Source organism: Micropruina sp. (assembly GCF_047606365.1).
Taxonomy (GTDB): Bacteria; Actinomycetota; Actinomycetes; order Propionibacteriales; family Propionibacteriaceae; genus Micropruina.
Genome location: NZ_JASGEN010000113.1, coordinates 25,759 through 46,464, shown reverse-complemented (window position 1 = coordinate 46,464; position 20,706 = coordinate 25,759). Strand labels below are relative to the sequence as shown.

Below are 20,706 nucleotides of genomic sequence, written 5' to 3'. Positions count from 1 at the left end.
ATATGGATGCTCGTTGGTCGAGCTTGTCGAGACCTCGGACGGCACCGCTCGCACGGTTTCGACAAGCTCAACCAGCGGTGGGCGCGTTGATCAACGCCTCCAGCCGACCTTCAGTCGGCGTCCCGCTGAGCGGCGCGCTTGCGGCGCTTTCCTTCATGCATCGCCGCCACCCGGGCGATCGGGATGGTGTGCCCTTCGGCGATCAGTTCGTCGGGCACGGGCTGCGGCGACGGCAGCAACGCCGCCCACAGATCATCATCACCAACCAGCGCAGGAGCGCTGCGAACCGTGAAGTCAGCGGGCCGCACCTCCGGCAGATCGTCCCAGGGCACCGGAAAGGACACCGGCGTCCCGGGGCGCACCCGTGGGCTGTAGGCACACGCCAGCGAGGCGCCACCGGAGCGAGTGGCGTCGACGAACACCTTGCCGCCGCGATCCGCCTTCAGGAACGCCGTCGTCACCGCCTCGGACGCCAGCCGTTCGGTGCGGGCAGCGAGGGCCCGGGTCGCGGCGGCCGCATCGGGCAGGTCGATGCCGCGCACCGGCACGATCACGTGCACACCCTTTGATCCGGACGTCTTCGCCGCCCCCGCCAGCCCGGCCTCCGCGAGTGCCTGCCGCACCAGCAGCGCAGCCCGGATGACCACGTCGAAGCCACTGCCCTCCGGCGGATCGAGGTCGAGCACCAGGTGGGTGACCCGTCCGGCCAGAATCTCGGTGCGCTCGCCGATCTCGGGCAGCATCACCGTCGGGTGGTATTCGACCGCCCGCTGGTTGGCCAGCCACAACAGGGTGCGCCGATCGTCACAGAGCGGGTAGCGGACCTCGCGATGCCCGGCCTGCGACCACACGATCGTGCTGCGCACGTAGTCAGGGGCGTAGTCGGGCAGGTTCTTCTGCATGAACGGCTGCTGTCCGGGGCGCACTCTGATCACCGACAGCGGTCGCCCGGCGAGCTCGCGCAGGATCGGGCCGCGGACGGCGTCCAGGTAGTCGATCAGATCACGCTTGGACGCCTCGGCACCGCCGAACAGCGGCTGATCCAGGTTGGTCAGCTCGACCCCGTCGCGTACCTCGACCCGCCGCGTGCGTGCCATTGACCCAGCCTGCCACCAGTCACCCCAAGAAGCGCGCCCAATGGTCGAACGAGCCGCAGACAGGCACGTCATGGCGGCATTAGCCTGTCGACCGTGACCCGAAGCATTTACGTCGCGGCCCCCGAAGGCCAGACCGGCAAATCCGTCATCGCCCTAGGACTCCTCGACACGCTGCTGCGCGAGGTCGAGTCGGTCGGCGTGTTCCGTCCGCTGGTGCGCTCCGATCAGCACGACGACATTCTTCAGATGCTGCTCGACCAGCCCGGCGTGCAACTCGACTACGACGACGCCATTGGCATCACCTACGACGAGATGCGCGTCGATCCCGAGGGTGCCCTGGAGCGGATCGTCGAGAAGTTCGGCCGGATCAGCCCCCGCTTCGACGCCATGGTGGTGCTCGGCTCCGACTACGCCGATGTCACCAGCCCGACCGAGCTGGCCTTCAACGCCGATGTCGCGGCCAACCTGAACGCCGCACTTCTGCTGGTGGTCAGCGGTTTCGGACGCGGCGTCCGCGAGATTCGCGACGCCGCCGACGCGGCCCTCAACGAGTTCACCGCCCACCACGTCCAGACCATCGGCGTGATCGCCAACCAGGTCGACCGGGCCATCCTGACCGAGACCTCGGCCGCGTTGCGCGAACTCACCCACCTGGTCGTCGCGGCCCTGCCGGCCGAGCCGCTGCTGGTCGCCCCCACCCTGCGGGCCCAGTTCGAGGCGGTCGGCGCGACCCAGGTGCTGGGCAATCCCGATCTGCTCGACCGCGAATCGCAGGACGCCATCGTCGCGGCGATGACGCTGCCGAACGTGCTCTCCCGGCTGGTCACCGAGGCCACCGTGCTGATGCCCGGCGACCGGTCCGGCGACCTGCTGCCCGGCCTGATCCTGGCCCACCATTCCGGGTCGTTCCCGCAGCTCACCGGCATCATCCTGACCGGCGGCTACCCGATCCCCGAGAACGTGGTGAAGCTGTTCGACGGCATGCATCTCGACCTGCCGATCGGCATGACCGACCAGGGCACCTACACCACCGCCCGTGACGTGTTCCAGACCCGCGGGCATTTCACCTCCTCGCCCCGCAAGGCTGAGACGGCCCGCCGGATCTTCGCCGAGCAGGTCGATTCCGCCGAGCTGATCAAGGCGCTCGAGGTGCCGCCGTCGCACGTGGTCACCCCACTGATGTTCGGCTACCAGCTCAACGAGCTGGCCCGCCGCGACCGCCGCAAGATCGTGATGCCCGAGTCGTCCGACGACCGCATCCTCGAATCGGCGTCGATCCTGCTGCAGCGCGGCGTCGCCGACCTGGTGCTGCTGGGTGACCCGGTCGAGATCAAGACCCGCGCCTCGGCGATGGGCTGGGTGCTGGACGGCGTCGAAATCGTCAACCCCACCGACCCCGAGCTGGTCGAGCGGTTCGCGGCCGAGTACGCCACGGTGCGCGCCCACAAGGGCGTCACCATCGAGCAGGCCCGCGAGAAGATGAAGGACCTCTCCTACTTCGGCACGATGATGGTGCATCTGGGCATGGCCGACGGCATGGTGTCAGGCGCCATCAACACCACAGCCAACACGATCCGGCCGTCGCTGGAGTTCATCAAGACCAAGCCGGGCGTCAAGGTGGTCTCGGGTTCGTTCCTGATGTGCATGACCGACCGGGTGCACGTCTACGCCGACTGCGCGGTGAACCCCGACCCGACCGCCGAGCAACTGGCGGACATCGCGATCAGCTCGGCCGAGACGGCGGTGGCCTTCGGTATCGAGCCACGCGTCGCGATGCTCTCCTACTCCACCGGCAGCTCCGGCTTCGGCGCCGACGTCGACAAGGTGCGGCAGGCCACCGAGATCGTCCGCGAGCGGCGTCCGGATCTTGCCTTGGAGGGGCCGATCCAGTTCGACGCCGCCGTCGACCCGGACGTGGCGAAGACCAAGCTGCCCGACTCGCCGGTGGCCGGCAAGGCGACGGTGTTCATCTTCCCCGACCTGAACACCGGCAACAACACCTACAAGGCGGTGCAGCGGTCGTCGGGTGCGGTCGCGATCGGCCCGATCCTGCAGGGCCTGAAGAAGGCCGTGAACGACCTTTCCCGCGGCGCCCTGGTCGAGGACATCGTGAACACCGTGGTGATCACGGCCATCCAGGCCCAAGCCGACGCCAACTGACGACACGACCGCCGAAACCCCTAGGAGCTTCCATGAGCACGCCCATTCTGCTGTTGAACGCGGGTTCGTCCTCGATCAAGTACCAGGTGATCGACGCCGACGACGAGAGCGTCCTGGCCACCGGCCTGGTCCAACGGATCGGGGACGAGTCCGGCACCATCGACCACACCGTAGGCGGCCAGACCTTCCATCAGGAGCGCGGCTTCCCCAACCACGGCCGCGCACTCAAGGTGATGGTGCAGCTGTTCGAGGAGAACGGGCCCAAACTCGCCGACGTGGTGGCGGTGGGTCACCGGACGGTGCACGGCGGTGCCGCCTTCCGGGAGACCACCCTGGTCACCGACGAGATGCTGGACACCCTGCGCGAGCTGTCGCCGCTGGCCCCGCTGCACAACCCGCCGGCCATCGCCGGCATCGAGGCGGCCCGCGCCGCGCTGCCCGACGTGCCGCACGTGGCCATCTTCGACACTGCGTTCTTCTCCAGCCTGCCGATCGAGTCCTACACCTACGCACTGGCCAAGGACGTCGCCGAGAAGCACGGCATCCGCCGCTACGGCTTCCACGGCACCTCGCACAGCTACGTGTCGAAGAAGGTGGCCGAGGTGCTCGACCGGCCGTATGAGGAGCTGAACCAGATCGTCTGCCACCTCGGCAACGGTGCCTCGATCTCGGCGATCCGCGGCGGTGTCGCGGTGGACACCTCGATGGGGCTCACCCCGCTGGAGGGCCTGGTGATGGGCACCCGCAGCGGCGACGTCGACCCGGGCCTGCACGCCTACCTGTCCCGCCAGGTCGGGATGAGCATCGACGACATCGACACCCTGCTGAACAAGAAGTCCGGCATGCTCGGGCTCTGCGGGGTGACCGACTTCCGCGACATCAACGATCTGATCGCCGAGGGCAACGCCGACGCCAAACTGGCGCTCGACGTCTACGTGCACCGGTTGCTGCACTACATCGGCGCCTACCTGGCCGTGCTGGGCAGCCTCGACGCGATCACCTTCACCGCGGGTGTCGGCGAGAACAACCCGGGGCTGCGCAAGGCGATCATCGACCGGCTGGCCGGCTTCGGCTTCAGCCTGGACGACGAGGCGAACGCCGTCCGTTCCAAGGAGCCGCGGGTGGTCTCGACGCCCGATTCGAAGGTGACGGTGCTGGTGGTGCCGACCAACGAGGAGCTGGCGATGGCGCGCGAGACCAAGGCGGCCGTCGGCGCCTGAGGCACCGTCGGTTGAGCTTGTCTAAACCCCCACGCTCGTACCACCGGGGTCTCGACAAGCTCGACCAGCGACCGCTCAGGCCTCGACTCCGGCCAGCACTGCCCGAACCCCGAGGTGATCGGTGCCCCGAACCCGGAAGGTGCTGAAGCCGGACGCGGTCAGGTTGGGCGTCACCAGCACGTGGTCGATGCCGATCAGCGCGGGGAAGGATCGGTCGGCCGGCCAGGTGCGGACGAAGCCGGCACCGGCCAGGTCGGCCGCGCTGCGGAAGCCGTCGGCGTAGAGGTCCTGCATGGTGAGGTGGTCGTCCACGGCGTTGAAGTCACCCGCGACGATCATCGGCATCGTGTCGCGATGGTCGGCCAGCCAGGCGCGCAGCTGGGCGGCGTCCTGCACCCACAGGCCGGGCCGGCAGTAGGGGTTGCAGGGGTGGACGGCGACCACCCGCACCGAGCCCAGTTGCGGCGTGCGGACCACCGCCGACCATTGCTGGAAGTTGCTCTGCGGCAGCGCCTCGGACGACACGATCGGGTACTTGGAGAAGACGACGGTGTCGCTGTCGGTCGCGCGGGCGGGGCCGTCCGTCGGGGCGCGGTACGGGTACGCGGCACGGAAACTCTGCGGCAGTGAGGCGACCCAGTCGGCATGCGCCTCGACGAAGACCGCCACGTCGGTACCTGTGACCGCGCGCGCGGCCGCGGCCGGGTCGGCCGAGACGGCCACGTTCAGGCTGGTGACGGTCAGCGGCTCGGTGGCGGCCGGACGCCGGTCGGCGACGAACGCGGGCGCCTGCCAGGCCACGGACGCCGCCAGGCCGGCAGCGCAGAGCAGTGCGAGCGGCACCACCACAGGCCTGCCCGGCGTCCGGTGCCGCAGCGCGCGCAACGCCGCGATGCCCACCAGCAGCAGCGCCGGCAGCCAGAAGACCAGGCCGTAGGGAATGAACGACGCCAGCTTGGCCAGCCGCTCCGAGGAGGGCGGCAGCACCCGCAGCCAGGTCGCCACGGCGGCCGGCACGGCGGCGAGCAGTCCTGGGATCACCAGCCAGCCCTGACCTCGGGGTCGGTGCCGAGCAGGCACGGGCGTCGGGTCGGCAACGGCCGGGCGCGTCGAAGTCACGGGGACAAGCGTGCCGGATCGAAGCAGGCCGGCTCCATCGCTGGAAGTTGTCGAGACCCCTGGCCCATCCGGCGCGGACAGGTTCAAACCGTAGGACTACAGCAACTCGAACGCCGAGCCGTCCCGAGCACTCAGCTGCCGTACGGCGTCCAGGCCGCGTCCGTTCAATACCGCCGCGTCACAGATGATGTGCAGCACCCGGGCGATCGCGGCGGGCGGCAGGCGCGGCTCGCGCCGCACCGCGAGGGCGAGATCCGAGGTGTGCACCACCAGTTCGACGGTGCGGGTCTCCAGGTAGTCGGAGAAGCGCATCCCGCCGAGCAGGGTGTAGATCACCGGGTCGCCCTTGGTCGCCGCGATGGCGGCGCGCAGGCGTCCGATCATCATCTCGACCACCTCCGCCGGCTCGTCGCCCAGATCGTGCCCGGCCGCAACACCTCGGTCGGCCACCGCCTCGTGGATGGATCGGTCGACCAGGTAGCCGGCCGCCAGGTACTCCGCCGCCGATCTCAGTTCCAGGGTCGCGGCAGGCTTGGCCAGGTAGTCGTGAGCGGTGGTCACCGCCCTTGCGGTGTGGCCGACCAGAGAACGGACGTCCCACACGCCCAGCGCCGGGCGATCCCAGGCGTCATGCGGTATCTCGCTGACCAGGGCGACGAAGGCCTCGGCTGCATCGAGCATCGTCTTCGCGGTGTCCATGTCTGACAGTACCGGCCCGGCTATCGCCAGGCACAGGGCCGCAAGGCAACTTAGCTTCGATCAGCGACCGCTAGCCTGCCTCGCATGACAACGGCACTGGTCACCGGCGGCACCTCCGGCATCGGCGCCGCCTTCGCCCGAGCTCTGGCCGACCGCGGGCACGACCTGATCCTGGTCGCCCGGGACGCCGAGCGTCTGACGTCCTGCGCCGCCGAGCTGTCCGAGCGTTACGGGGTACAGGTGGAGACGCTGGCGGCCGACCTGGCCGTCCGCGACGATGTGCTGGCGGTCGCGGACCGGTTGTCCGATGCCGAGCGGCCGGTCGAGATCCTGGTGAACAACGCCGGCTACGGGTTGCACGTGAAACTGCTCGATGACCACCTGGACGCCCACACCCACGCCATCGACGTGATGTGCGTCGCCGTGCTGATTCTCGGTGGCGCAGCCGGACGGGCGATGCGGGCCCGTGGTCACGGCACCATCATCAACACCGCCTCCTTGGCCGCCTACATCAGCCAGGGCGCCTATTCGCCGATCAAGGCGTGGGTGCTCGCCTACTCCGAAGGTCTGGCCAACGAGTTGCACGGCAGCGGTGTCGGGGTGACCGCGGTCAACCCGGGTTGGGTGCGCACCGAGTTCCACGAGCGGGCCGGAATCCGCACCTCGTCGATCCCGGACTTCATCTGGGTGGATTCCGACAGAGTTGCGGCCGAGGCTTTGGTGGATGCCGACAAGAAGCGGGTCATTTCGGTGCCCACAAAGCGTTGGAAACTACAGAAACTGCTAGCCAGGCACGCGCCGCGTTCCGGAGTGCGTTGGGCCTCCCGTATCTTGAGCAGAAGCCGTCAGTGAGCCCGGTCCTCTAGGGTTGCTGCGCGGTACGTGGAGGATCCGATCCAGCGGAAGGGACGTGGTGGCCGACGACAACCCGAACCGGTACTCGTCCGCTCCCGGGGCGGCCGGCCGCTTCGTGGCGCAGCAATTGGTGCTGAAGCCGTACGTCTGGTCCGCGCTGCACGTCCATGAACACGGACGCCGCAACCTGGACGGCCTCAAGCCGCCGTTCATCGCCGTCGCGAATCACTCCAGCCACCTGGACGCGCCGCTGATCATGGGCTCGCTGCCACGCAGGCTGAGCCGCAATCTGGCCGCCGGCGCGGCCGCCGACTACTTCTTCGACAAGTGGTACACCGCCGCCGCCACCCGGCTGTTCTTCAACGCCTTCCCGGTCGACCGCAAGGGCCTACGGAACCGCAAGGGCATGGCTGGCGTGCTGCTCAGCGAGGGCGTCCCGCTGCTGCTGTTCCCCGAGGGCACCCGGTCGCGCACCGGTGCGATGAAGAACTTCACCCCCGGGCATGCCGCGCTGTCGATCAGCCGCAACGTCCCGATCCTGCCGATCGCTCTGGTCGGCGCGTTCGCCGCCATGCCGTACGGGGCGACCCGTCCGCCGTCGGGCCGGCCGCATGTGCATGTGGTGTTCGGACGTCCGCTCAAGGCGGCGCCGGGCGAGATCGCGCACCAGTTCTCCGAGCGCGTCTACCGCTACGTCGTGGAGCTGCACGACTCGACCGCACGCGCCTACGGCATGCCCACCCAGGCCGACTTCCACCGCGCCGTCGCCCTCCGCAAGGCGGCCACCGAGCAGGCCCAACTGGCCCAGGCCGAGGCTGCGAAGGACGCCGAACCGCCCACTGACGGCTAGTCAGGCCCCCACCGCTGATCGAGCTTGTCCCTCTGAATGGTCTCGACAAGCTCGACCGACAGTGGGTTCAGGAGGCCCGGACGGCGTCCGGATAGTCGAGCCGCTGCCGGGACATGAAGCGGAACCGGTCGCCGCGGAAGCTGGAGACCGTCCACTCGACCACGTGGCCGTCGGCGTCCCAGCCGGTGCGCTGGACGCGCAGCATCGGTAGACCGGTGTCCACACCCAGCAGGTCGGCGGTGACCGGGTCGGCCAGCACGGTCTCGACGATGTCCTCCGCGGTCGCCACCACGGTGTCGCATTCTTCGCGCAGCGTCCGGTACAGCGAGCCGTACTCGGCGAGCTGTTCGGCCAGCCGGGGTAGCACCCGGGGCAGGTGGGCGACCTCGTGCGCGATCGGCTCGTCGAAGGCCGTCCGCAACCGCTCGACCCGCTGCACCAAGGTGCCGGACGGCACCCCCAGATGCTCGGCGAGCTCCCCGTCGGCGACCAGCTCGGAGATGTCCAGGACCACACTGCCGGGACGCCAGCCGTCCATCGCCAGGTCCTGCGAGAACGAACTGAGCGGACGCACCCGCATCATCTTCGGCTGCGCCACGAACGTGCCGCTGCCCTGGGTGCGCACCAGCTTCCCGTCGACCACCAACTCGGCGATCGCCTGCCGCACGGTGGTCCGTGAGGTGTCGAACCGGGCCGCCAGCTCGCGTTCGGTGGGCACTGCGGAGCCCGGGGTCAGGTCGGCGATCAACTCAAGGATGGCCTCTTTGATCCGGTAGTACTTCGGAACCTTCACAACTGTCCCTCCGGGGTGTGGGATCGACACCAGGGCCACCAGGATATTGGACTAGACCAAATCTGCGCAAAGGCTTGACGCCCACGATTGGTCTATGCCAATCTCTACGTAATGGTCTACACCAATCGACCAGTCGCCGCTCGCAACCGCTTAGAGGAGACCGCATGAGCACCGTCGCCGACGGGACTTCCGCCAAGAAGTCCGGCCCGCGCATTCCCGGGTTCGCCCAACTCCAACGGCTCGGCAAGAGCCTGATGCTTCCCATCGCCCTGCTGCCCGCCGCCGGCATTCTGCTGCGGCTCGGCCAGCCCGACCTGCTGGGCCAGATCAAGACGCCGATCATCGGCCCGTTCTTCGAGGCGATGAGCGCCGCCGGTGGCGCCATCTTCGCCAACCTGCCACTGCTGTTCGCCGTCGGTGTCGCGATCGGCTTCGCCAAGAAGGCGGACGGCTCGACCGCGCTGTCGGCGGTGGCCGGCTACCTGGTCATCGACGCTGTCTTCAAGAACATGTCCCCGGTCGTGCTGGCCGGCGTCACCGACGCCAAGGGCGAGCAGGCGATGATCAACTACAGCGTCTTCGCCGGCATCATCGTCGGTCTGGTCACGGCCTGGCTGTTCGACAAGTACCACAACATCCAACTGCCCGCGTATCTGGGCTTCTTCGGCGGCCGCCGGTTCGTGCCGATCGTCGTCTCGCTGGCCAGCCTGATCCTGGGCTTCGGGCTGAGCTACTTCTACCCGATCTTCGAGTCGGGCCTGACCGGTGTGGCCACCTTCATCGCGGGCTCCGGTGCGTTCGGCGCCTTCCTGTACGGCTTCGCGAACCGCATGCTGATCCCGATCGGCCTGCACCACATCCTGAACACCTACATCTGGTTCCTGTACGGCTCGTACACCACCCCCGGTGGCGACGTCGTCACCGGCGAGCTGACCCGATTCGCCGCCGGCGACATGAGCGCGGGCCTGCTCACCTCGGGCTTCTACCCGATCCTGATGTTCGGCCTGCCGGCCGCCGCGCTGGCGATGATCCACGTCGCCAAGCCGAAGCAGAAGAAGATCGCCATCGGCATCCTGTCGGCCGCCGGCCTGACCGCGTTCCTCACCGGCGTCACCGAGCCGCTCGAGTTCGCCTTCATGTTCGTCGCCTTCCCGCTGTACATCATCCACGCGGTGCTCACCGGCCTGTCGCTGGCCATCGCCTACCTGCTCGACATCCACCTCGGCTTCTCGTTCTCGGCCGGCCTGATCGACCTGGTGCTCTACGGCACCGCGCCCGCCGCCCAGAACATTCCGCTGCTGATCGGCATGGGCGTCGCCTTCTTCGCGCTCTACTACTTCATGTTCCGCTTCGCGATCGTCAAGTGGAACATGCGCACCCCGGGCCGCGAGCCCGATGACGAGTTCGAGGCCGAGCAGGCCGCGAACCTGACCGACGACGGTGGCGCCGCTGCCGGTGGCGGTGCCGGCGGAGCCGCACTGGCCAAGGCCGAGCAGCTGATCGCCGCCTTCGGTGGCCGCTCCAACCTGGTCAACACCGACGCCTGCATCACCCGGCTGCGAATGGAGGTCGCCGACAAGGCCAGGGTCGACCATGCCCGGCTGAAGCAACTCGGCGCCGCCGGTGTGATCGAGGTGGGCAACAACGTCCAGGCCATCTTCGGCACCCAGGCCGAGGCGTTGAAGAACGACATCCTGGGCGCGCTGGCCGCCAACCCGACCGGTCCGGCCGTCGCGGTCGACACCGCTGCCCCGGCCGCAGCCGAGGCTGCCCCGGTCGCCGCCGCTGCCGCCGTCGAACCGACCACGATCCTGGCCCCGGTGCCCGGCCGTCCGGTCGCTTTGAAGGACGTCCCGGACGCCACCTTCGCCCAGGGCATCGTCGGCTACGGCCTGGCCATCGACCCGCCGCGCGGCGTGGTGCAGGCGGTCGCCCCGATCGGCGGCACCGTGCTCACCCTGTGGCCGCACGCCTACGTGATCGTCACTCCTGAGGGCGTCGGCGTCCTGGTCCACCTCGGCCTGGACACCGTCCAGCTGAACGGGCAGGGCTTCACCGCCCATGTCGCCCAGGGTGATGTGGTCGAGGCCGGCCAGCTGATGATCACCTTCGACGTCCCGGCCGTCGAGGCCACCGGCCGCAACCCGATCATCCCGGTCGTGGTGATGGACAAGAAGCAGGCTGACATCGCCTTCACCGACGCCGTCATCGGCGGCGAGCTGAACGCCCTCGACGCCATCATCACCACCCGCTGAACCACCCCACGACAAGGAGAGACAACCAATCATGGAGATCGTCATCTGCCCGGACGCCACCGCAGCCGGCAAGCTCGGCGCCGAGGCCATCGTCACCCTGGTGCAGCGCAAGCCGGAGGCCGTGCTCGGCCTGGCCACCGGGTCGTCCCCGCTGGCCATCTACGACGAACTGGCCGCCCGGCATGACGCCGGCGAGGTGTCGTTCGCGCAGGCCCGCGGATTCACCCTGGACGAGTACGTCGGCCTGCCGGCGGACCACCCGGAGACGTACCACAACGTGATCCGGCGGGATTTCGTGAACCGGGTCGACTTCGGTGCCGACGCCGTGCACGGCCCGGACGGGCTGGCCACCGACATCCCGGCGTTCTGCGCCTCGTACGAGGCGGCGATCGAGGCGGCCGGCGGGGTCGACCTGCAGATCCTGGGGATCGGCACCGACGGGCACATCGGGTTCAACGAGCCCGGCTCGTCGCTGGCCTCCCGGACCCGGATCAAGACCCTCACCAAGCAGACCCGGATCGACAACGCCCGGTTCTTCGACGGCGACATCGACCAGGTGCCGACGCACTGCATCACCCAGGGCCTGGGCACGATCATGGCGGCCCGGCACGTGGTGCTGGTGGCCAGCGGCGCGGCGAAGGCCGAGGCCGTCCACCAACTGGCCGAAGGTTCGGTCAGCGCGTTGTGGCCGGCGACGATCCTGCAGCATCATCCCCATGTGACGGTGCTGCTGGACGAGGCCGCGGCGGGCCGTCTGCAGTTGACCGGCTACTACCGCGAGACCTACGCCTCGAAGCCGGCCTGGCAGGGTCTGTGATCGTCGGTTGAGGGAAGGGATTCACGCATGTTGATCACCGCTGAGCGGATCGTCACCGGCACCGAGGTGTTGAGCCCGGGCTGGCTGGAGGTCACCGGCACCGTGGTCACCGCGCTCGGCGCGGGGGTGCCTGCGGGCACCCCCGCGCACGAGCTGGGCGCGGTCACCGTGGTTCCCGGTTTCGTCGACATGCACACCCATGGCGGCGGATCCGGAGCCTTCCCCGAAGCGACCGCGGAGAGCTCGCTGGCCAGTCGTGACCTGCATCGCCGGCACGGCACCACGTCGATGATCGCCTCGCTGGTCGCGGCGCATCCGACGGATCTGCTGCGACAGGTGGGGGTGCTGACCGAGCAGGTGCAGGACGGCCTGCTGGCCGGCATCCATCTGGAGGGTCCGTGGCTGTCGGCGCAGCGTTGCGGGGCACATGAGCCCAGCGCACTGCGCGACCCGGAGCCGTCCGAGATCGACCGGGTGTTCGCCGCCGGGAAGGGCACCATCCGAATGGTCACCATCGCACCCGAACTACACGGCGCGCTGCCGGCGATCCGGCGCATCTCGGACGCCGGCGCAGTCGCCGCGATCGGCCACACCAACGCCTCCTACGAAGAGGCGCGGGCCGGCATCGAAGCGGGGGCTCGAGCAGCGACTCACCTGTTCAACGCGATGCGGCCGTTGCACCACCGCGAGCCGGGCCCGATCACGGCCCTGATCGAGGATCCGCGGGTGACGATCGAGCTGATCAATGACGGCGTCCACCTGCACCCCGCGCTGTACCGCAACGCCACCAAGTGGGTCGGCCCGGACCGGGTCGCCCTGATCACCGACGCGATGGCCGCGGCCGGCATGTCCGACGGCGCCTACACCCTGGGCGCCCTGGACGTGGACGTGACCGACGGCGTCGCCCGGGTGGCCGGCACCAGCACCATCGCCGGCAGCACCGCCACCATGGACCTGGTCTTCCGCAACGCCGTCCTGGGCTCCGGGCTGGAACGTCAGGCTGCGCTGCAGCTGGCCGTGAAGCAGGCCAGTCTCAACCCTGCGCGGGCGATGGGCTTGAACGCCGGCGATCTGGTCGTCGGCGGCCCCGCCGACCTGGTGGTGCTGGACGACGACCTGCGGGTCGCCCGCGTCCTGCATCAGGGCACCTGGGTGGAGTGACCTTCGGGGCGGCTCCCCCGTGCCGGTCATGAGCGTCATCCCGGTCTGGCCGCCATCCCGGTCTCCCTCGTCATCCCGGGCTTGCCCCGGGATCTCGTGCGAGCGCTGGTCGGCCGCGGAGATCCCGGCGTCCGCCGGGATGACGAGAGCGGCGGGGTGACGAGAGCGGCGGGACGACGAGCGCCCCCGGGTCACGCGGGAGCGCCGGTCAGGCCAGGGCGGGCACCTCGCGGAGCCGGAGCGTGCGGCGGCGGACGACGGCCAGGGCACTGGCGCCGAGGGCTATCACCGCCCAGCCGAGCAGGGTGAACACCGCGGCGGAGGCTCCGTTGGCGTCGGTGACGATGGCCCGGACGCCGTCCAGGGCCGGTGAGACCGGGGACACCGAGCGGGCACTGTCGAAGAAGGCGGGGGCGGCAGCGGTCACGGCGCCGACCGTGGTCAGCACGGCGAAGGCGATCGCCAGCAACCGTCCGGCATTGCCGAGCCAGGCCGCCAACGCGTGGTTGAGCAGCACGAACGCCACCCCGGCGAGCAGCAGGAAGCCGGCCAGCGCCGCCGCCTGCGGCACTGCCAGGCCGAGCACACCGGCGCCGATCCCGGTCAGCACCAGCGCCTGCGCCACTGCGACGACCAGCCCGGGACGCACCGCCCGCCAGATCAGCGTGCCGGTGGATGCCGTAGACAGCGCGAGGCGTCCGTCGAGCGGCTTGACCAGGGCGAAGGTGGCCAGCGCACCCAGCCACAACGCCAGCACCAGCAGCAGGCTCGCCCACGCGGTGGTGGGCGCGACCACGCCGGCCGAGCCGTCCGGACTGACCGGGGCTGCGACGACGGTGGACAGGTTCTCCCGGTCGCTCTTGCTGTAACTGGGCACCTTGTCGGCGCCCTTGGCCAGACCGTCGGCGAGTTTGCGTGAGCCGTCCGCGAGACTGCCGGCACCGTTCGCGGCTTTGCTCAAACCCGTGGCGAGCTGTTTCGCTCCAGGCGCCGCCGCATCCACGCCGCCGGTGTACTGCTCGACGCCGGAGCGCAGCTTCGGCAAGCCGTTCGCGAGCTGGGTGGAGCCGTCCGCGGCCTGCCCGATGCCCTTGGCCAGCGCGCCCATCCCGGAGCCCAACTGCCCCGAGCCCTTGACCAGTTCCTGCCCACCCTTGCGGAAGGCGGCCAGCTGCTCGGCCTGCTTCTGCTGTTCCTTCGGACTCGGCAGCTGCTTGTTCAGCTCGCTGCTCAACGTCGACAGTCCGGACGCCAGCGGCGACACGCCCTGCGCGGCAGCGCCGGTGCCAGTGCCGAGCCCGCGGAAGAACGCGGCGCATTCCGCCTCGGACTGGTACGGGCAGTCGATGCCGAGAGAGGTCGGGTCCTTGGACGCCGCCGCCATCGCCGCCTGGTACTGCGCCAGGCCGCCGGACAGCTGCGAGAGACCACCGGCCAGGGTCCCGGTGCCCTTGCCAGCGGCCACCAGCTGATCGGCCAGCCCGTTGGCACCGGCCACATAGGTCTTCACCCCGCTGGCCAGCTGCTTGCCCTGCGCCGGCAGGTCCGCCGTCTGCTGCTTCATCTGGCGCATGCCCTTGGCCAGCGCACCGGCGCCGGTCTCGACCTGCTTCACACCGCTGACCAGCTGCGGCGAGCCGGCCGACAGCTTGCCCAGCCCATCGCTCAGCTGGCCGGCGCCGTCGGAGGCCGACCGGATGCCGTCGCCGAGTTCGTCGGTGCCGTCGGCGAGCTTCCCGGCCGCGTCAGCGACGGTCTGGAACTGCTTGCCGGTGTCGTTGAAGCCGATGTAGATGCGGTCCAGGTAGGCCTTGGTGAGCGTCTCGTTGAGGGTCTGGGACGCCGCGCTGGCCAGCACATTGCCCAGCCAGCCGTCCGCGACACCGGCGACCGGCGAGGTGTGCACGGCGATGGTCGCCTGCTCGGCGGTGGCCGGATCGTCGTTGCCGTAGGAGGTGGCCGCCTTGGAGAAGTTCTGCGGAATGACCACGACCGCGGCGTAGCGCCCCGAGGACAGGCCCGGCCAGGCATGCGCCTCGTCGGCCAGCACCCAGCTGAAGTTCTGCTGCTTGTCGGAGTCGACCAGGGCGGCGGACAGCTGCCGACCGAGCGGAATGAACTGGTCGTCGAGGGTGACGCCCTCGTCGAGGTTCACCACCGCGGCCTCGACCTGGTGCAGCCGGTCACCGGAGTTCCAGGTGCCCCAGAGGAATCCGCCGGCGACCAGCACCGGCACCAGCACCAGGGCGAGCAGGCTGCGCCAGGTCAGCGTGCGGGTTGCTTCAGGCATGGCTGAGTTCTCCTTGCAGGTTCAGCGTGCGGTAGGACGGCGGCAGCAGGTCGGCGAGATCGGCGCCGGGCGCATGCCCCAGGACGGCGCAGCCGCCGGCCTCGGTGAGCAGCCGCAGCCGCTCGGCGAGTTGGACACGCTGCCGCGGGGTAAACAGGTCGGCCTCTTCGACCACCAGCATCGGGCCGTCGAAGTCACGGATCGGGGAACGATGGGACGGGGTGGCGACGGCGGCGATCCGGCGCACCTCGGACGCCTGCTCGGGCAGTGCGCGTCCGGCCACGACCACGTCGCCGGCGGTCAGTGGCAGCCGTCCGGCCAGGGCGAGCAGCAGGGCGCGGCGGGCCGTCACTTCGCCCTCGACCACCAGCACCTCACCGGGCTTCACCGCCACATCCACACCCGAGAACGCGCCGTGCACGGACAGCCCGCGGCCGTAGACGATGTGCCCACCGGCTTCCGGCCAGGACTGCAGCTTCAGCTGGTGGGCCAGCGCCTCGCCTTCGATGTCGACCACCGGCATCCGGCGATCGAGCCAGCGCGGCAGCCACCAGGCGTGCCGTCCGAGCAGCTTCATCACCGCCGGCACCAGGGTCATCCGGACGATGAAGGCGTCGATCGCCACGCCGATGGCAAGGGCGAATGCGATCGGTTTGATGGTGCCCTCACCCGAGGGGACGAAGAACGCGAACACCGCGAACATGATCAGCGCGGCGGCCACCACCACCCGCGAGGAGTGCACGAAGCCGTCCTCGACGAAGTGGTCGGTGTTGCCGTGCACGTATTCCTCGCGCATCCGCGAGACCAGGAAGACCTCGTAGTCCATGGCCAGGCCGAACAGCACGCCCATCAGGATGATCGGCAGGAAGCTGATCACCGGCGCGGGTTCGCCGAGGTTGACGATCTCTTTGAACCAGCCCTGGTTGAACACCAGCGCGGTGGCGCCGAACGCCGCCCCGACGCTGAGCAGGAAGCCAAGCGCGGCCTTGATCGGTACCCAGATCGACCGGAACACCAGCGTCAGCAGCACCAGCGACAACCCGACCACGAAGATGCCGAACGGCAGCAGCGCACCCGCGAGCCGTTGCGTCACGTCGATCTGGACGGCGGTCGCCCCGGTCACCGAGGTGTCGATGCTGTAGTCGTGCAGCCATCTGTCGTGTTGGGCGCGTAAGGCCTGCACGAGTTCGGCGGTGGCCGGGTCGTCCGGTCCGGTGGTGGGAATGACCTGGATGAGCGCGGTGTCGGCGTTCTCGTTCGGAGTGGCCAGCGGCACCAGTTGAACGCCGGGCATCTTCTCGATGTCGGCCTTCAGGTCGTCGACGATCTGCAACGGGTCGTCCGATTCGACGATGGTGCCGGTGATCACCAGCGGCCCGTTGTAGCCGATGCCGAACTCGCGACTGATCACGTCGAAAGTGACCCGGTCGCCGTAGCTGACCGGGTTGCGGCCCGAGTTGGGCAGGGCGAGCTGCAGGTCCTTCGCCGGGACGGCGAGCGCACCGAGCGCGGCCACCACCAGGGCGATGGTGAGCAACGGGACGGCGGTCACCGTCCGCACCCAGACCCGGCGCAGATCGAATCGAGGTCCGCGAGCCCGGGACGCCTTGGCCGCCTTCGGCGTCAGCCGGCTACCGGCGAAGCCCAGGAAGGCGGGCAGCAGGGTGAGCGCCAGCAGCACCTCGAAGAACACCCCGACGGCCGAGAAGATGCCCATCACACCCAGGAAGGGAACGCCCGAGATGGTCAGGCCGGCCAGCGCGATGATCACCGTCAGTCCGGCGAACACCACCGCGGAACCGGCGGTGGCGACGGCCCGGGCGGCCGACTCTTCGGCGTCCAGTCCCTGACTGAGCTGGTCACGGTGCCGCGAGACGATGAACAGCGCGTAGTCGATGCCGACCGCCAGTGAGATCATCACGGCGAGCATCAGGCTGGTCGAGTTCACCTCGATCACCTTGGAGGCCAGCATGGTGACCTCAACCGCGATGCCGACCCCGATCAGGGCGGTGCCGACCGGCATGGCCGCAGCGGTGACCGAGCCGAGCACGACGAGCAGCACGATGATCGCGACCACCACGCCCAGGCCCTCGATGATGCTCAGGTGCGGAATGTGGGTGGAGAACACCTCGCCGCCCAGGTGCACCTCGGAGCCCGGCAGCAGGCCGGCGACCTTGGCAGCCTGATCTTCCAGCTGCTGCTTCTGGTCAGCGGTGATCTCGGTCACCGACACGTTGAGCTGCACGTTGGCGAGCCCGGCGCGTCCGTTGTCGGAGATCAGGCCGTCGACGTGCTCGTTGTAGGGGCTGACCACCTCGTCGACGATGGAGAGGTCCTTGAAGGTGTCGAGCGCGTCGATCACCTTGGTCTTGGTCGCCTTGTCGTTCAACGACTCGCCTTCGGGCAACAGCAGCACCACCTGTGCGGTGGTGGCGGCGCCGGAGGGGAAGGTCATCTTCAGCTGATCCAGGGCGACCTGCGAGGACGCCCCCGGGATCCGGAAGCTGTCGTTGAACTGGGCACCGCCGAGCAGTCCCACCGTGCCGCCGAGCGCGGCCACCAGGGCCAGCCAGACGATCAACACCCGGACGCCGTGCCGATAGCAGGCACGTCCGATCCGGTAGAGCATCGACGACATCGGCCGTCCCCTCCCACAATTCTCGATACAGGTATGTATCCGATGCAGTAGTGTATTCAATACGAGCGTGTATGCAAACAGCTAGGATGCGGCGATGAACACCACCCCCGAGACCGTGCGGCGCAGCCCCCGCCGCGAGGCGACGCGGCAGCGGCTGCTGGACGCCGCTGTGGAGTTGTTCGGCGAACGCGGTGTGCTCGGTTCCTCGGTGGAGGAGATCTGCGAGCGGGCCGGCTTCACCCGCGGAGCGTTCTACTCCAACTTCGACTCCAAGGACGAGCTGTGTCTCGACGTGCTGCGCCGCAAGGGTGAGCAGTACCTGTCGGCAATGCAGGCCGCGATCGCGGTGATTCCCGACGAGCCCGGCACGACCGACGGCACCGAACGGCTGATCCGCGACGCCGTCGGGGTGTTTCTGGAGGCGCAGCCGAAGAAGTCCGCCGAACTGGTCAGCATGATGGAGCTGCGGCTGCACGCGCTGCGGACGCCCGAGCTGCGCGAGGGCTGGCTGGCGGTGCACGAGGGCATCTCGAAGTCGACCTCGAGCCTGCTGGATCTGGCGCTCGAGCGGGTCGGTGCCCGGCTGTCCGTCCCGAGCTCTCAGGTGATCGAGCTGCTCGGCGCCGTCTACGAGAACACGGTCAGCCTCAGTGTGCTGCGCGGCGAGAGCCGTCCGGCCGACCTGGCCGAACAGTTGGCCGCCCTGCTGGACGCCTTCATCGTCGGCGACTGCTGAGCCATGGACGGCGTGCCCCGGGCGTCCGATCAGCTGGCCGGCGCCGTCCGGACGGCGCTGGCCGCGGGCGGCGATCCCGAGCGTGCTGTCGGTCAGCAGCGCTACATGAAGTCAGCGCTGCCGTTCCACGGCCTCACTGTTCCGCAGGTGCGGGCGCTCGTCCGTAAGGTGGTCGCCGCGCATCCGGTGCCCGACCGTGCCTCCTGGCTGACCGCCGTGACGATGCTCTGGGACGAGGCCACCCACCGCGAGCAGCGCTACGCCGCCATCGGGGTGCTGCGGCACCGGCGGTATCGGGAATGGCTGATTCCGGACGAGGCCTTGCTGGGGGTATTGCGTCACCTGGTCACCACCGGCGCCTGGTGGGATCTGGTGGACGAGCTGTCCCACGTCGCCGGCGACCTGCTGGCGTCCGACCGGCCGACGATGACCACGGTGTTGAGAGCCTGGTCGCGCGAGCCGGATCTGTGGCTGCGGCGGGTCTCGATCATCGCCCAACTCGGCGCCCGCAACGCCACCGATGTCGAACTGCTGACCTACGCCATCGAGGGCAGCATCGACGACCCGGACTTCTTCGCCCGCAAGGCCATCGGCTGGGCGCTGCGGGACTACTCCAAGACCAACGCCGCCTGGGTCCGCGGCTACGTGGCCGCGCAGGCGTCCCGGCTCTCGCCGCTGTCCCACCGGGAAGCCTTGAAGTGGCTTGAGGCTCAGGCCACCGCCGACTGAGCTTGTCGCAGCCGGCAGGGGTCTCGACAAGCTCGACCAACGGGAGCTCGGACGCTGATCGTCCGCAGATCAGCGACCGATTCCGGGCGCATCTCGCCTCGGCCGCCTCAAGTCAGGCCCGAATCGGTCGCTGATTGACGAGCCAGGAACGCTCGCACCTGGCTGATCATCACCAGCGGCTCGTCGTTGAGCTGCTTCCAGGTGTATCGCAGGACGCGGTAGTCACCCATCGTGAGCACGTTCTGGCGCCGCCGGTCGGACTCGAAGACCTCCGGCTTGCTGTGTACCTCGTAGCCATCGAACTCGACCACCAGACCGGCCTCCTCGAACAGCACGTCGGGGAAGCATCGGCAGCCGTCGATGACCAGCTCAGCGTTGGCCACCCAGCCGGTGATCCGATGCCGCCGTAACAGCGAGTGCAGCAGCCGCTCGCCACCCGACCAGGGATTGTCGACGCTGGTGCGGACCACTCGACGTCTGGTCTCTTGCCCCGCGCTCCCATCGAAGACCGGCACCATGGCGGCCAGTTCGGACGGCTTGACCAAGCCCGTGCGCAAGAACCGTTCCAGCAGGGCACCCGAATCTCGCGCTGCGCCCTCGACGGCAAGGTAGCGGGCGGACGGGCACCGCAGTCCCTGCACCCTGACGCGATGTTCCGTTGGCACCCGCCGCCGAACCCAGCGGACGGCGTCCGTCGACGCGTGGCCGCGCAGGTGCGCCAACTGGACTCGGTCTCCCGGACGGAAGGGACGTTCGTCCAGACTTCCGGTGAGCGCCGCAACCGCGTCCGCGGCCCAGAGCACTGCGCCCGGGGACGTCGCCAGTGCGGCCGCGAACCGCGTCCGACGGCTCGTGATGAGGGTCGCGTCGACGTAGACCCCGGGCAGCACCCGCACCAATGCGCCGGAGCGCTCCAAGGCGTCGAACGTCGTCCGTGACCTCGGGTGATCCCGGCGACGCAGCACTCCGTTGTTCAGGTTCATCACGTTCGTGAGCAGCATCACGTCGTCGAGGTCGTCCATCAGCTCAGCGCATCAGATCGGGCGGGCGCGTGGGTGCCCGAAGGCGGGTTATCCACACAACTCGCGCCAGAAATCCTCCGCGGCTCGCGGATCAGCGACCGATTCCGGGGGTCTTCCGCCTCTTGCGGCGGGGACAAGTGGGAAATCGGTCGCCAGTTGACGGATGGTCGGGCAGGGTCTCGACAAGCTCGACCACCAGTGGTTCGGACGCGGGCCTCGACAAGCCCGACCGACGGTGGCCGGGGCGCGGGTTTCGACAAGTTCG

At 69.2% G+C, this 20,706-nt stretch carries 16 protein-coding genes; 9 read left to right on the top strand and 7 right to left on the bottom strand.

All coding sequences use genetic code 11. The features are described from left to right. Nucleotides 1–110: 110 nt before the first annotated feature. Nucleotides 111–1,097: a DNA polymerase domain-containing protein gene (locus QM624_RS13650; protein ID WP_415092715.1), complete on the bottom strand. Its 987-nt coding sequence runs from the start codon at nucleotides 1,095–1,097 to the stop codon at nucleotides 111–113. Between the two features lie 93 nt (nucleotides 1,098–1,190). Between QM624_RS13650 and pta the strand changes: the two genes are divergently transcribed. After that, nucleotides 1,191–3,257, top strand: a complete 2,067-nt coding sequence (gene pta / locus QM624_RS13645; RefSeq protein ID WP_415092713.1) for a phosphate acetyltransferase — start codon at nucleotides 1,191–1,193, stop codon at nucleotides 3,255–3,257. Nucleotides 3,258–3,289: 32 nt separating this feature from the next. Next, nucleotides 3,290–4,477 (top strand): acetate/propionate family kinase, encoded by a 1,188-nt coding sequence (locus tag QM624_RS13640; protein ID WP_415092711.1) that lies wholly within the window; start codon nucleotides 3,290–3,292, stop codon nucleotides 4,475–4,477. 75 nt (nucleotides 4,478–4,552) lie between these two features. Here the strand turns inward: QM624_RS13640 and QM624_RS13635 are convergent, their stop codons facing one another. Together QM624_RS13635 and QM624_RS13630 are read right to left on the bottom strand one after the other, a co-directional pair. Next, nucleotides 4,553–5,518 (bottom strand): endonuclease/exonuclease/phosphatase family protein, encoded by a 966-nt coding sequence (locus QM624_RS13635; protein WP_415092709.1) that lies wholly within the window; start codon nucleotides 5,516–5,518, stop codon nucleotides 4,553–4,555. Between the two features lie 174 nt (nucleotides 5,519–5,692). Beyond that, a complete protein-coding gene (locus QM624_RS13630; RefSeq protein WP_415092707.1) occupies nucleotides 5,693–6,295 on the bottom strand; it encodes a maleylpyruvate isomerase N-terminal domain-containing protein in 603 nt (200 codons plus the stop codon). 84 nt (nucleotides 6,296–6,379) lie between these two features. On the opposite strand from QM624_RS13630, the gene QM624_RS13625 reads away from it, so the two are divergent. Together QM624_RS13625 and QM624_RS13620 are read left to right on the top strand one after the other, a co-directional pair. After that, nucleotides 6,380–7,147: an SDR family NAD(P)-dependent oxidoreductase gene (locus QM624_RS13625; protein WP_415092705.1), complete on the top strand. Its 768-nt coding sequence runs from the start codon at nucleotides 6,380–6,382 to the stop codon at nucleotides 7,145–7,147. Between the two features lie 58 nt (nucleotides 7,148–7,205). Then, a complete protein-coding gene (locus QM624_RS13620) occupies nucleotides 7,206–8,000 on the top strand; it encodes a lysophospholipid acyltransferase family protein (RefSeq protein ID WP_415092703.1) in 795 nt (264 codons plus the stop codon). Between the two features lie 67 nt (nucleotides 8,001–8,067). Here QM624_RS13620 and QM624_RS13615 read toward each other — a convergent pair whose 3' ends face one another. Then, on the bottom strand, nucleotides 8,068–8,793 hold the full coding sequence (locus QM624_RS13615; RefSeq protein ID WP_415092701.1) for a GntR family transcriptional regulator: 726 nt from the start codon (nucleotides 8,791–8,793) through the stop codon (nucleotides 8,068–8,070). A gap of 164 nt (nucleotides 8,794–8,957) precedes the next feature. Between QM624_RS13615 and QM624_RS13610 the strand changes: the two genes are divergently transcribed. From QM624_RS13610 to nagA, 3 genes are read left to right on the top strand one after another with little or no spacing between them, the layout of a single operon-like run. Then, entirely contained in the window at nucleotides 8,958–11,048 is a 2,091-nt protein-coding gene (locus tag QM624_RS13610) for a glucose PTS transporter subunit IIA (protein WP_415092699.1), read from the top strand. 31 nt (nucleotides 11,049–11,079) lie between these two features. Continuing rightward, nucleotides 11,080–11,865: a glucosamine-6-phosphate deaminase gene (gene nagB / locus QM624_RS13605; protein WP_415092697.1), complete on the top strand. Its 786-nt coding sequence runs from the start codon at nucleotides 11,080–11,082 to the stop codon at nucleotides 11,863–11,865. Between the two features lie 27 nt (nucleotides 11,866–11,892). Continuing rightward, a complete protein-coding gene (gene nagA, locus QM624_RS13600) occupies nucleotides 11,893–13,026 on the top strand; it encodes an N-acetylglucosamine-6-phosphate deacetylase (RefSeq protein ID WP_415092695.1) in 1,134 nt (377 codons plus the stop codon). Nucleotides 13,027–13,234: 208 nt separating this feature from the next. On the opposite strand, the gene QM624_RS13595 is transcribed toward nagA, so the two are convergent. Continuing rightward, nucleotides 13,235–15,316: a YhgE/Pip family protein gene (locus tag QM624_RS13595; RefSeq protein ID WP_415092693.1), complete on the bottom strand. Its 2,082-nt coding sequence runs from the start codon at nucleotides 15,314–15,316 to the stop codon at nucleotides 13,235–13,237. Beyond that, complete coding sequence (locus QM624_RS13590) at nucleotides 15,309–17,954, bottom strand: MMPL family transporter (RefSeq protein WP_415092691.1); 2,646 nt, start codon at nucleotides 17,952–17,954, stop codon at nucleotides 15,309–15,311. The genes QM624_RS13595 and QM624_RS13590 overlap by 8 nt, the downstream gene beginning before the upstream one ends. A gap of 94 nt (nucleotides 17,955–18,048) precedes the next feature. Here QM624_RS13590 and QM624_RS13585 point away from each other — a divergent pair, with 94 nt between their 5' ends. Both QM624_RS13585 and QM624_RS13580 read left to right on the top strand, forming a co-directional pair. Then, a complete protein-coding gene (locus QM624_RS13585) occupies nucleotides 18,049–18,690 on the top strand; it encodes a TetR/AcrR family transcriptional regulator (protein WP_415092689.1) in 642 nt (213 codons plus the stop codon). A gap of 3 nt (nucleotides 18,691–18,693) precedes the next feature. Further along, complete coding sequence (locus tag QM624_RS13580) at nucleotides 18,694–19,419, top strand: DNA alkylation repair protein (RefSeq protein WP_415092687.1); 726 nt, start codon at nucleotides 18,694–18,696, stop codon at nucleotides 19,417–19,419. Between the two features lie 107 nt (nucleotides 19,420–19,526). Here the strand turns inward: QM624_RS13580 and QM624_RS13575 are convergent, their stop codons facing one another. Then, nucleotides 19,527–20,441: an endonuclease domain-containing protein gene (locus QM624_RS13575; RefSeq protein ID WP_415092685.1), complete on the bottom strand. Its 915-nt coding sequence runs from the start codon at nucleotides 20,439–20,441 to the stop codon at nucleotides 19,527–19,529. Between the last annotated feature and the right edge of the window lie 265 nt (nucleotides 20,442–20,706).